Source organism: Paenibacillus sp. HGF5 (assembly GCF_000204455.1).
Lineage (GTDB): Bacteria > Bacillota > Bacilli > Paenibacillales > Paenibacillaceae > Paenibacillus_AQ > Paenibacillus_AQ lautus_A.
In genome coordinates this window covers 64237-77192 of sequence record NZ_AEXS01000167.1, presented here as the reverse complement: position 1 = coordinate 77192, position 12956 = coordinate 64237, and the positions used below count along the sequence as shown (strand labels likewise).

At 53.4% G+C, this 12956-nt stretch carries 13 protein-coding genes; all 13 read left to right on the top strand.

What is annotated here, in order from left to right; genetic code table 11:
• The first annotated feature begins 135 nt into the window (after positions 1-135).
• Positions 136-1110: a polyprenyl synthetase family protein gene (locus tag HMPREF9412_RS27715; RefSeq protein WP_009595187.1), complete on the top strand. Its 975-nt coding sequence runs from the start codon at positions 136-138 to the stop codon at positions 1108-1110.
• A 119-nt stretch (positions 1111-1229) separates the two neighbouring features.
• A complete protein-coding gene (gene ndk, locus HMPREF9412_RS27710) occupies positions 1230-1673 on the top strand; it encodes a nucleoside-diphosphate kinase (protein WP_009595207.1) in 444 nt (147 codons plus the stop codon).
• A gap of 42 nt (positions 1674-1715) precedes the next feature.
• The gene (locus tag HMPREF9412_RS27705; protein WP_009595164.1) at positions 1716-2519 is read left to right on the top strand and encodes a CheR family methyltransferase; all 804 of its coding nucleotides are present in this window, start codon (positions 1716-1718) and stop codon (positions 2517-2519) included.
• A gap of 168 nt (positions 2520-2687) precedes the next feature.
• Entirely contained in the window at positions 2688-3857 is a 1170-nt protein-coding gene (gene aroC / locus HMPREF9412_RS27700) for a chorismate synthase (protein ID WP_009595116.1), read from the top strand.
• 1 nt (position 3858) lies between these two features.
• Positions 3859-4953, top strand: coding sequence for a 3-dehydroquinate synthase (gene aroB / locus HMPREF9412_RS27695; RefSeq protein WP_009595250.1), 1095 nt, complete (start codon positions 3859-3861; stop codon positions 4951-4953).
• Between the two features lie 2 nt (positions 4954-4955).
• The gene (aroH, locus tag HMPREF9412_RS27690; protein WP_009595253.1) at positions 4956-5330 is read left to right on the top strand and encodes a chorismate mutase; all 375 of its coding nucleotides are present in this window, start codon (positions 4956-4958) and stop codon (positions 5328-5330) included.
• Between the two features lie 357 nt (positions 5331-5687).
• Positions 5688-7241 carry an anthranilate synthase component I gene (trpE, locus tag HMPREF9412_RS27685; RefSeq protein WP_009595247.1) on the top strand — a complete coding sequence of 518 codons (1554 nt, stop codon included), beginning with the start codon at positions 5688-5690 and terminating at the stop codon, positions 7239-7241.
• 19 nt (positions 7242-7260) lie between these two features.
• Positions 7261-8301 (top strand): anthranilate phosphoribosyltransferase, encoded by a 1041-nt coding sequence (gene trpD / locus HMPREF9412_RS27680; protein WP_009595156.1) that lies wholly within the window; start codon positions 7261-7263, stop codon positions 8299-8301.
• Complete coding sequence (gene trpC / locus HMPREF9412_RS27675; RefSeq protein ID WP_009595123.1) at positions 8291-9100, top strand: indole-3-glycerol phosphate synthase TrpC; 810 nt, start codon at positions 8291-8293, stop codon at positions 9098-9100. The genes trpD and trpC overlap by 11 nt, the downstream gene beginning before the upstream one ends.
• Positions 9101-9112: 12 nt before the next feature.
• The gene (locus tag HMPREF9412_RS27670; protein WP_009595209.1) at positions 9113-9787 is read left to right on the top strand and encodes a phosphoribosylanthranilate isomerase; all 675 of its coding nucleotides are present in this window, start codon (positions 9113-9115) and stop codon (positions 9785-9787) included.
• Entirely contained in the window at positions 9784-10980 is a 1197-nt protein-coding gene (trpB, locus tag HMPREF9412_RS27665; protein WP_009595226.1) for a tryptophan synthase subunit beta, read from the top strand. The genes HMPREF9412_RS27670 and trpB overlap by 4 nt, the downstream gene beginning before the upstream one ends.
• A complete protein-coding gene (gene trpA / locus HMPREF9412_RS27660; protein WP_009595142.1) occupies positions 10977-11783 on the top strand; it encodes a tryptophan synthase subunit alpha in 807 nt (268 codons plus the stop codon). Before trpB ends, trpA begins: the two co-directional genes overlap by 4 nt.
• 40 nt (positions 11784-11823) lie before the next feature.
• On the top strand, positions 11824-12921 hold the full coding sequence (hisC, locus tag HMPREF9412_RS27655; RefSeq protein ID WP_009595218.1) for a histidinol-phosphate transaminase: 1098 nt from the start codon (positions 11824-11826) through the stop codon (positions 12919-12921).
• The last annotated feature ends 35 nt before the right edge of the window (positions 12922-12956 follow it).

The following is a 12956-nucleotide window of genomic DNA, read 5'->3' as shown; positions in this document are numbered from 1 at the left end:
CCTGTGCTGCGATTTGATGAACGACAACAGGAAGGGTTACGCTTATATTTCAAGTTCGCATCAGAGCTTGGCCTGCTGAAATCGCAAGGTAGCGCCGGAGTTATGGAATGAGAATCTAAGCATACGGGTGAAGAGATGAAACGATTTGACATATTCGGAACATTAAAAAAAGATATGGACGTTATCGAAAGGGAGCTCTATCTCAGCGTCGAAGGCGACAGTCCCGAGCTGACAGAGACTTCCCTGCATCTGCTTAGAGCAGGCGGCAAGCGCCTCCGTCCCGTTTTTGTCCTGATGGGCGGCAAATTCGGCGACTATGACATTGATAAGCTGAAGCATGTGGCCGTTCCGCTGGAGCTGATCCACAGCGCTTCCCTCGTTCATGACGACGTGATTGACGATGCGGACACGCGGCGCGGCAAACCCACGGTGAAGGCCAAGTGGGACAACCGGATCGCCATGTATACCGGCGATTATATTTATGGTAAGGCACTCCAGTTGACGACTCACCTGAAACAGCCTGAAATTCATCAGATTCTGGCCAAGGCCATGGTTGAGATGTCCATTGGCGAAATGGAGCAGATTCGTGATTTCTTTAATACCGAACAGGACGTCAGAAGATATCTTCTCCGCATTCGCCGCAAGACGTCGCTCCTGATTGCCGTCAGCTGCCAACTCGGCGCGTTGGCTGCGGATGCGGACCGCAAGGTGGCCAACAGCCTGTATCGATTCGGATATAACGTCGGCATGGCATTTCAGATTCAGGACGATCTCCTGGATCTGTGCGGGACGGAGAAGCAGATTGGCAAGCCTCCGGGGAGCGATATGAGACAGGGAAACATTACGCTGCCCGTCATTTTTGCTCTCGAGGACAGCCAGCGGAGAGAACCGCTGCTGCAGGAGCTGGAACGGATTCATGCACTAAATGGCCAGTGCGATGTGTCGGGCGCCGTAAAGCTTGTAACCTCAAGCGAAGGCATATCGAGATCCGAGGCGCTGGCTGATCGGTATATAGGTAAAGCATTGGCTGCATTGGATACGCTGCCTGACATCAAGACCAAAAAACAGCTTAGAGATATCGCAAATTTTATTACAAAGCGGTCATATTAGCCTTACCCAAGAGGTTGCTTTCTGTTAAAATACGGGTACAAACATGTAACATCACTTGAGCATGGAATGAAGGTTCAATTGTTCAATTACCTAGGATGAGGGGAAGCGTGATGAGGCCTATGGAACGTACTTTTTTGATGATTAAACCCGATGGTGTGCAGCGTGGGCTGATTGGCCGAATCGTCGGCCGTTTGGAGGATAAAGGATTCAAGCTGGTTGCGGGCAAGTTTATGCAGATTTCGGACGAGCTGGCCAAGCGCCATTATGCGGAACATGAAGGCAAGGATTTTTTCGATAACCTGGTAGGGTTCATCACGTCAGGACCGGTGTTTGCGATGGTTTGGGAAGGTGACGACATCATCGCTTTGTCTCGCCAGGTCATCGGCAAAACGAATGTGAAGGATGCGCTGCCAGGTACGATACGCGGGGATTTTTCAGCTCATACGCCGCATAATCTGATTCACGGATCGGATTCGCCTGAAAGCGCGCAGCGCGAGATCGCCAATTTTTTTGATGATCGGGAACTGGTTGAGTACAACAAGACGCTGTCCCCTTGGCTGTAAGCGAAGCGGGAAGCGGAATAATCTGATTAACAGGATGATACGATGACGGAACATGAACCAGTACTGGAGGATCCCGATTATATCGGCTTTGTTCGCAGCATCGAGCGAAGCACGGGGATCAACCTGGCCGATTACAAGGAAGCGCAGATGAAGCGAAGGCTGACGACGCTGCGCATGAAGAAGGGGTTTGAAACCTTTTCGGCCTTTTACGATGCGATGATGAAGGACAAGCCGCTCTTTCATGAGTTTTTGGACCGGATGACAATTAACGTCTCAGAGTTTTGGCGCAACCCGAACCGGTGGGAAGTGCTCCGGGACAAAATATTGCCGGAGCTGGCCAAGCAGAATCCCGGGGTGTTGAAGGTTTGGAGCGCTGCCTGCTCGACCGGCGAAGAGCCCTATACGCTTGCCATGATCCTGGCGGAACAAAACATGCTGGACCGGGCGCGCATCATGGCGACCGATATCGATGACGGTGCGTTACATAAAGCGAAGGAAGGTCTGTATGTCGAGAGGTCACTCAAGGACGTCCCTTCCGGAGTAGCCGCCCGCTATTTTAAGGAAGAGGGCTCGCTGTATCGATTCAGCGAGAACTTGAAGAAGGAGGTCTCCTTCCACAAGCAGAATCTGCTCACGGACCGGTTCGAAGCCGGGTTTGATCTGATTGTCTGCCGGAACGTGATGATTTATTTCACGGAAGGGGCCAAGCACAAGCTGTATCAGAAATTTGCCGCGAGCCTGAAACCGGGCGGATTTCTGTTTGTGGGCAGCACCGAACAGATCTTTAATCCGGGACAGTACGGCCTGGAAAGCAACGAGACCTTTTTCTACCGTAAAATTCAATAGAGACGGCAGTCTTAACGCATAAAGCGCTTTTCAATCCGCAGGATGAGAGGCGCTTTTGCTCGTTTGTCGACATTCTTGTCAAAGCGTTAGACCTATACTATAATGAGCAGAAGATGTTCGCGGAGTTTAGCGGTTTAACGCTTAAAAGCCTAAAGGGGGAAAAGCATCATGAGCTTACGGTTTTTAACCGCTGGGGAGACGCACGGGCCTCAGCTGACAACTATAATCGAAGGGCTTCCAAGCAACTTGGAGCTTGATTTCGACGCACTGAACTTTCAGCTCCATCGTAGACAGAAGGGCTACGGCCGGGGACGCCGCATGCAGATCGAGAAGGATACCGCGCAAATCCTTGGCGGTGTGCGTCACGGTTATACAACCGGTGCGCCGCTCGCGCTGGTCGTCCAGAATAACGATTGGAAGCATTGGCAGAACATTATGAACGTGGAGCCGATAGAGGGCAACGACGAGGCGAAGAGACGGGTACATCGTCCAAGACCGGGTCATGCCGACCTGAACGGCGGATTGAAGTACAACCTGAAGGATCTGCGTAACGTGCTGGAACGCTCCAGTGCCCGTGAAACCACGGTCCGCGTTGCCGTTGGCGCTATCGCCAGACAATTCCTGGCGCAGTTTGGCGTCAAAGTGGCTGGCCAGGTCATCCGGATCGGCGAAATCGAGGCTCCCCCGCACCATCTTTCGATCGATGAGCTGATCGAGCGTACGGAAGCTTCTTCGGTTCGCGTGGTGGACGAAGAGACCGAGAAGAAGATGGAAGCCTACATAGACGAGATCAAAAAAGAAGGCGACTCCATCGGCGGCATCGTGGAATGCATCATCGAAGGATTGCCGGTCGGATTGGGCAGCCATGTCCAATATGACCGCAAGCTGGATGGACGCATCGCGCAGGGCGTGATGTCGATTAACGCCTTTAAGGGCGTTGAGGTCGGCATCGGATTCGAAGCAGGCGAGCTGCGCGGCTCCCAGGTGCATGACGAGATTATGTACAGCGAGGAACGCGGATACCACCGTGCGACCAACCGCTTGGGAGGATTCGAGGGCGGAATGACCAACGGCATGCCGATCGTCGTGCGCGGCGTCATGAAGCCGATTCCGACGCTGTACAAGCCGCTTCAAAGCGTGGATATCGACACGAAGGAAGCCTTTACGGCTCAGGTTGAACGCTCGGATGCTTGTGCGGTTCCGGCAGCCAGCGTCGTGATGGAGCACGTTGTGACCTGGGAGGTAGCGAAGGCGTTCCTTGAGAAGTTCGGCGGCGATTCGATGGAGGAAATCCATGCGAATTACCAAAACTACCTGAAACAGCTGGAGAACTACTGATATGAGGACATTACATGTGGAACTGGGAGAGCGTTCCTATCCGATTTATATCGGTGCGGGGATTCTGAATACCCTCGGCGAGCTGAGCGCGAAGCATGGCATAACCCGCAAGAGCCCGCATCTGATCGTAACGGATGATCAAGTGGCGCCTCACTATTTGGCGCAAGTGGAGGAGCAGCTGAAATCGGAAGGGTACACGGTCATTTCCCATATCGTCCCTTCCGGCGAGTCCTCCAAATCCCTACAGGTCTATGAAGAGGTTATGACCACGGCCATCAACGGCAAGCTGGACCGCAGCTCGGCAGTCTTCGCGCTGGGTGGAGGCGTTGTGGGCGATTTGGCCGGATTCGTCGCGGCGACATACATGCGCGGCGTGACGTTTGTTCAGATCCCGACCACGATCCTTGCCCATGACAGCAGCGTAGGCGGCAAAGTGGCGGTGAACCATCCTCTGGCCAAAAATATGATTGGCGCTTTTCATCAGCCCGTCATGGTGGTTTATGACGTGAATACGCTGATGTCGCTGCCGGCGCGCGAGGTGTCTTCTGGCCTTGCGGAAATGGTGAAGCATGGCTTGATCCTGGACCGGGATTTTGCCTACTGGTGCCGTGAGAACGGCTCTAAGCTGCAGAGCCTGGAGCCGGAAGCTTTGATCTACGGCTTGGAGCGCGGCTGCGCGATCAAGGCGGACGTGGTATCCCAGGATGAGCGGGAAGGCGGCTTGCGCGCCATTCTTAATCTGGGGCATACCATTGGCCATGCCATCGAAGCCGTTGGCGGTTACGGCCGATTCTTGCACGGCGAGGCGATTGCAATCGGCATGGCGGGATCGGCCCGACTTGCTGAGAAGCTTGGCAGACCCGCGGGTCTGCACAAAGAGACGGTGAGCATGCTGAAGGCGGTGAATCTGCCGGTAATCTTGCCGGATGACGTCTCGGTCGATCGCATCATGGATGCCATGCAGCATGATAAGAAGTTCGCCGAGGGGCAAATGGTATTTATCGTACCGGAATCCATCGGTTCCGTCAGCATCGTTAAGGATGTACCGGTAGAAGCTGTTCGATCCGTGGTCGAACAGTTGAAGGGAGAGGGATAGTCATGATGAATCGGGGAATCCGGGGGGCGACAACCGTCACCCGCAACGATGAGCAGGAGATCGTACAGGAGACGCTGCGACTGCTGGAAGAGATGGTGAGACGCAACGAGCTGCAGCCTGAATATATCAGCAACATATGGATTACGATGACGCAGGATTTGGATGCAACGTTCCCGGCCAAGGCGATACGCCAGCTGGAGGGCTGGGATCTCGTCCCTTTGATGTGTTCGGTTGAAATCCCCGTTCAGGGCAGTTTGCCGCGCTGCATCCGGTTTATGGTGCAGGTCAATACGGACAAAAGCCAGAGCGAGATCAAGCATGTGTATTTGAACGAAGCCAAGCGGCTGCGTCCGGATTTATCAGGCTCAAACGCTTGATGTTGAAATTTAGGGTTGCGGTAACACGGCATTATCCTGTATAGTGATATCAGAATAGCTGAGTAGAGTTAGGTTTTACAGATGAGTTGAGTTGAGAAGAGCTGAGGCATTTTAGGGAGTAACATCATCGGGTTTTAGGATACACTTGATTTCATGATGAATCTTACGGCATTTTCGTACGTCCGGATACAGGTCTATTTCTTGTTTCCGTTCCATGGAAATTCAGCGCTGTAGGTTGTCGATGAACGGGTTGAATGTCCTTTGACCGCGCTCTTTTTTCATAGACTTATTCTGAACGTTAACCTCTACTTCGGTAGAGGTTTTTTTGTTGTATACATTCATTAAGGAGGGATTGACATGGCGAATCCATCAATGGAGCAAGTGGTGGCAATGGCAGGTGAATACAACCTGATTCCGGTAGCGATCAGACTGTTAGCCGATATGGAAACCCCGATTCGCATTTTTCAGCGGTATGCGGAGCGGAAACGGGCATTTTTACTAGAGAGCGTTGAGGGCGGCGTACAGTGGGCACGGTATTCGTTCATCGGAACAGACCCCTTCTTAATGATAACAGGTAAAAAAGGCAAGATTGAGATTGAAAAGAATGGGGAGCGTTCCTTGCTGGAAGGCAAGCCCGTCGAGGAGCTTAAAGCGCTGCTGCGTACGTACCGCAGCCCGCAGCTGAAGGAGATGCCTCCTTTTACCGGAGGGGCCATCGGATTTTTCGGATATGATCTGCTTCAATATTACGAGAAGCTGCCTGCACACGCGATGGATGATCTCGGGATGGATGATATCCGGTTCATGTTTTGCGATCAAGTCATTGTCTTCGACCACGTGAAGCAGCAGATCATGCTGGTCGGCAACGTGCACGTGAAACCTGGAGATTCGGACGACACCATCCGTCAGAGCTATATGGATGTTTGCCGTACCCTGGAAGCGGCGGCCGAACAGCTTCAGGATCAGGGGCCGCGGGAGAACGTAAACTCCAGAGGCATTCCGGCCGATGTCGACATGGGCGATATTAAATCCAACATGACCAAAGAGAAGTATCTCTCCAATGTGGAGCAAGCGAAGGAATATATTCGTGCAGGCGACATTTTTCAAGTTGTCTTGTCCCAGCGCTTCCATATCGAAACCGATGTATCGCCGCTTCACGTCTACCGGGTACTGAGAACGCTGAATCCTTCGCCGTACATGTATTACCTCAAAATGGACGACGACATTATCGTGGGGACGTCTCCTGAAGCCTTGGTGAAGGTGGAAGGACGAAGGCTGGAAACAAGACCGATCGCGGGGACAAGGCCGAGGGGCAGCGACGAAGCCGAAGATCAGGCGCTGGCGGATGATCTGCTGCAGGACGAGAAGGAACGCGCGGAGCATTTGATGCTGGTGGATCTCGGCCGCAACGACCTGGGCCGCGTATCGGAGTTCGGCACGGTGAAATGCGATACGTTCATGGAGATTGAAAAATACTCCCACGTGATGCATATGGTATCCAGCGTATCCGGCCAGCTGAGCGAGAATAAGGATTTCTTTGATGCTTTTCTGTCCTGTTTGCCAGCAGGAACGGTATCCGGAGCTCCGAAACTGCGGGCAATGGAGATCATTGCCGAATTGGAGCGGGAAGCGAGAGGCGCATATGCCGGGGCCATCGGTTATCTGGGCTTTGGAGGCAATATGGATTCCTGCATTACGATCCGCACGATCATTTTTCGCCAGGGCAAAGCTTATGTTCAGGCAGGGGCCGGAATCGTATGGGACTCGGTTCCCGAGAAGGAGTATGAGGAAACCATTAATAAAGCCAAAGGGATGCTGAAGGCGATCCGCGTCGCGGAAGCGATGTTTCCGTCCAGCACGGGGGCCAACGACTTAATCAATCAGGATTATCTGTATCAATATACACCTTAACATGAAGGAGGAGATCGTAATGAACGTGATGGAGACGATGCAATCCAGCCTTTCAAAGCTGATCGGCGGTCAGGATCTGAGCCGGGAAGAGGCTCGCGGGGTTATGCAGACCATAATGGAAGGCCATGCGACCCATTCTCAAATCGGCGCGCTGCTGACGGCCTTAAGAATGAAGGGAGAGACCGTAGAAGAGATAACCGGATTTGCCGAAGCGATGAGAGGCGCGGGCGGACGTGTCGTTACCGAACGGAACCAGCTGCTCGATACATGCGGCACCGGAGGATCCGGCATTCACAAGTTTAACATTTCTACCGTATCCGCCATTATCTCCTCCTCGGTTTCGGTCAGAGTGGCCAAACACGGCAACCGTTCGGCATCGGGCCGGGCGGGCAGCGCCGATGTGCTGGAAGCGCTTGGCGTCAATATCCACTTGACCGCAGAACAAGCCACAGCCTGCCTGAACGATATCGGAATCTGCTTCCTGTTCGCCCAAATTTATCATCCGTCGATGAAACATGCGGCTGCTCCTCGCAAAGAGCTCGGGGTCAGAACCGTATTTAACATGCTGGGGCCACTGACGAACCCTGCGGGCGCTGACCGGCAGATGCTCGGGATATACGATATGAACAAAACGGAAACCATTGCGCAGGTCCTCAAAGAGCTCGGTTTGAAGCGGGCCATGGTGGTGACCAGCCACGATGGGCTGGATGAAATCAGCGTCTCGGCGCCTACCCGGGTATCGGAGCTCCGGGGCGGAGAAGTCCGCACTTATGATATCCACCCCCATGATTTGGGTCTGTCGGTTCATCCGATGAACGATATCCTGGGCGGCGACGCACAAGAGAATGCGGCCATCATCGGCTCGGTACTGCGCGGAGAACGCAGTGCTTATCGGGACATCGTGCTTGCCAATGCCGGTGCCTGCATCTATGTGTCGGGACTTGCGGATAGTTTGGCCGAAGGCGTCCAGCGTGCAGCGGGAGCGATTGATTCCGGTCTGGCGCAGTCCAAGTTGGAGCAGCTGATCTCAAGAACGGGGGAAATGAGTTATGTATCTTGATCGAATCGTAGAAACGAAACGCAATGAGGTTGCACAGCTGCGAGAAACGTTCAGCATCTCGGAAGCAGAGAGGCAAATAGCGGATTTGCCTCCGACTCTCGGGTTTGAGAAGGCGTTGTCCATGGGACGCAAACGCAGCATGGGGTTAATCGCCGAGGTCAAAAAGGCTTCGCCCTCCAAAGGGTTGATTCGTCCCGACTTTGACCCGGTTATGATCGCCAAGGCTTACGAAGCAGCCGATGCCGATTGTCTGTCCGTGCTGACGGATAAGGATTACTTTCAGGGAAGTGGAGAATATTTGCAAGCGGTAAGGGCGGCCGTCAACATCCCGCTGCTGCGCAAAGATTTCATTATCGACGAGACTCAGATTTACGAAGCGCGCCTGCTGGGTGCGGATGCCGTTCTCTTGATTGCGAGCATACTTGCGCCGCAGCGCATCGCGGAGTTCATTGACGTTGCAGGCTCGATCGGATTGGATTGCCTGATTGAGGTTCACGATGGGCAAGAGCTGGAATCGGTTCTCGGACTGGGAACGGCCCGTCTGATCGGGATTAACAACCGTAATCTTCGGACCTTTGAGACCTCATTGCAGACAACGGCAGATATCGCGGCACAAGTTCCGCAGGGAGTTACGTTGATCAGCGAGAGCGGAATATCAGGCCCCGCCGATATTTCCTACTTGCATTATGTTGGGGCACATGGGGTTCTGGTCGGGGAACATTTCATGCGCCAGCAGGACGTGTTCCGCGCTGTGAACGATCTGATGGGACCTCTGCCGATAGCTGCAGACATGGAATAAAGGGGACATGCGATGATGAGTACGGCTCTAAAAATATGTGGACTTCAAAGCGTTGAAGTGCTAAAATCTATGATAAACTTACCTGTGGATTATATCGGATTCGTATTTGCAAAGAGCCGGCGGCGGGTAACGCCGCAGCAGGCTGCGCAGTTGGTGCAAGTATTGCGGGAATGGGAGCATGACAAGATTCCCGCTGCTGTCGGCGTCTTGGTTAACCCTGATTTGAGCGAGCTCGCAGAGCTTCTTCAAAAAACGGCGCTTGACGTCGTGCAGCTGCATGGTCAGGAATCGCCGCAATTTTGCCGGGAAGTGAAGGAGCGCTTCCCGGTTTCCGTTTTTAAGGCGGTATCGATCGGAAGTGACCGTCCGGAAGCAGAACGTCTGTCGGCACTGGATTCGTATGCGGGCTGCATCGACGTACTGCTGATCGACACCTATGATCCGATGTACGGCGGAGGGTCGGGCAAGACGTTTGCCTGGGATCTGATCCCGGCGTACCAGCAATGGGCTGAACGGCAAGGGATTCCCTTGTTTGTAGCCGGCGGGCTCGATCCGGATAATGTTGCTCATTTGATCGGCCAGTACGCTCCGTACGGGGTGGATGTATCCAGCGGCGTAGAGAGCGAGCCTGGCGTGAAGGATATAAACAAAGTGACCGCATTTGTAGAAAGGGTGAAGGGGAAATGACACAGCTTCCTGACCGTAATGGACGTTTCGGGGTGTTTGGAGGCCGGTTCGTGCCGGAAACACTGATGAACGCTTTAATAGAGCTTGAGCAAGAATATAATCGTTTTTCGGAGGACCCTGCTTTTAAAGAGGAGATCGCCTATTTGCTGAAACAGTATTCCGGAAGGGAAACGCCGCTTTATTACGCGGAGCGGCTCAGCCAACATCTCGGCAAGGCTAAAATTTACCTGAAGCGCGAGGATTTGAACCATACCGGCGCGCACAAAATCAACAATGCCATTGCACAAGGCGTGTTAGCCAAGCGCATGGGCAAAGGCAAGGTCATTGCCGAAACGGGCGCCGGACAGCATGGCGTAGCGACCGCGACCGTAGCCGCTCTGCTGGGTCTTGAATGCAAGGTATTTATGGGCGAGGAAGATACCAAGCGGCAGCAGTTGAACGTATTCCGCATGAAAATGCTCGGTGCCGAAGTAATTCCGGTGACGTCGGGAAGCCGAACGCTGAAAGATGCCGGCAACGAGGCGCTTCGCTACTGGGTCAGCAACGTCGAGGATACCTTTTATGTGCTGGGCTCCGCTGTAGGGCCGCATCCGTATCCGATGATGGTGCGGAACTTCCAGCGCATTATCGGTGACGAGACCCGGAGGCAGATACTGGAGACGGAAGGAAGGCTTCCAAACGTCATTCTTGCGCCGATCGGGGGCGGTAGCAATGCGATCGGCATGTTCTATCCGTTCCTTGAAGACAAGAAAGTCGGATTGATCGGCGTCGAAGCGGCAGGCAAGGGAGTGGATACCGATTTTCATGCGGCTACCATGTCCAAGGGGACACAAGGCGTATTCCAAGGCTCGATGAGTTATTTGCTGCAGGACGAGTACGGACAAGTACAGGAGGCGCATTCCATTTCAGCCGGCCTCGATTATCCCGGCGTTGGTCCGGAGCATTCCTATTTAAAAGACATTGAACGCGTGCAGTACGTACCGATAACCGACCAAGAGGCGCTTGATGCCCTGCAGCTGTTATGCCGCACGGAAGGCATTATTCCTGCCCTGGAATCCGCGCACGCCGTAGCGCAAGCCGTAAAGATGGCATCAACGTGGACCGAGAACGATATCGTCGTGATTAATTTATCCGGTCGCGGCGATAAGGACGTGGAGTCCATCATGGCTTACACGGGAGGGAAAACCGAATGAACCGAATCGATCAGACCTTTGCGTCGTTGAAGCAACAAAACAAGACCGCCATGATCCCTTATCTCACTGTCGGAGATCCGGATGTGAAGTCGACGCTGGATATCATCCATGAGCTTGAAATCGCGGGAGCCGACATTATTGAACTCGGCGTTCCTTACTCGGATCCCCTTGCCGACGGACCGGTCATCCAGCGCGCTTCCGAGCGCGCGCTGAAGAGCAAGGTGACCATTCGCACTTGCATGGAAACAGCGCGCCTGGCAAGAGAGCGGGGCAGCAAGCTGCCGTTCATCCTGTTCACGTATTACAATCCGGTACTGCAAACCGGACTGGACGTTTTCTTCGAGGAAGTGGTAAGGCATGACATCAGCGGCTTGATCATTCCCGATCTTCCGGTGGAAGAATCCGAGGAGGTTCGGAAACGCGCCCACGCGGCGGGAGTTCATCTGATTCCGCTGGTGGCCCCTACCTCCCATGAGCGGATCGCGAACATCGCTTCCGAAGCGACCGGCTTTGTGTACTGCGTATCCTCGCTTGGCGTGACTGGCGAGCGTACCGATTTTTACTCGGGGGTGGAGTCTTTCCTTGAGACGGTAAGGCAGTACAGCAGCGTGCCGATCGCGATCGGCTTTGGCATTTCATCCAGTGAGCAGGTGGCCAGATTCTCAAAAATCTGCGACGGCGTCGTTGTCGGCAGCGCGATTGTGCGTCAGATTGAATCAACCATTCCTCTGCTGGAGAAGGAAGAGACAAGACAGCAGGGACTTTTGCAAATCAGGGAGTTTGTGGCACAATTAAAAGGATAGTGTTGTCCATAGCAGTTATGAAAGGTGAGGCGAATATCGTATGAAACCGAAAGCGCAAATTGTTAATCTTCCCGTATATCAGCCCGGGAAACCGATCGAAGAAGTCAAAAAGGAATTAGGGCTGGATGTCGTCATTAAACTGGCCTCTAACGAGAATCCGTACGGCTGCTCGCCGCGCGCAACCGAAGCGATTACCGCCGAACTGGGAACGCTCAGCCTGTATCCGGACGGAAGTGCGGCCGATTTAACGGCGGAGCTTGCTGGCCAGCTGGGAATTGAACGCAATCAGATTATTTTCGGCTGCGGATCCGATGAAATTATTGCCCTCATTATCCGGGCATTCCTGCAACCGGGGGATGAAACCATCATGGCGGATCAGACCTTCTCGGTGTATAAAACGAACGCGGATATCGAAGGTGCGACATGCATCGAGGTGCCGCTGGTGGACGGTAAGCACGATCTGCCGGGCATGGCCAAAGCCGTTTCGGACAAAACCAAAATCGTGTGGGTGTGCAATCCGAATAATCCGACCGGAACCATCGTTTCCGAAAGCGAGCTGGTTTCTTTCCTGGATGAAGTCCCGGCCCACGTAATGGTTGTGCTTGATGAAGCTTATTATGAATATGTAACGGACGCTTCGTACCCGGACAGCATCAAGTTAATGGAGCGTTATCCGAATCTGGTCATCCTGCGTACCTTCTCCAAAATATACGGCTTAGCCGCCCTCCGGATCGGCTACGGCATCGGGCAGCAGGAAGTCATTTCCTTGATCAATCGGGTACGTGAGCCGTTTAATACGGGACGCCTGGCTCAAGTAGCGGCGAAGGCAGCCCTGAAAGATCAGGAGTTCGTAGCGAAATGCCGTCAAATGAATGCCGATGGGATCCATTACGTACAAGGGGAATTTGATCGTCTTGGACTATCTTATTTTCCTGCGAACGGAAACTTCATTATGGTGGATGTGAAGAAGCCAGGCACCGAAGTGTTTAAGTCTCTGCTTAGCAAAGGCATTATCGTACGGCCTGGATTTGAACTGTACCCGAACTATATTCGCGTAACCGTAGGCTCCGAAGAACAGAATAAGGCTTTTATCGGCGCTTTGGAACAAGTGCTGAGCGAAGTGAATGCGCAAGCCTGATCGAATGACACAACAATAATCGCAGCTTGAAACGA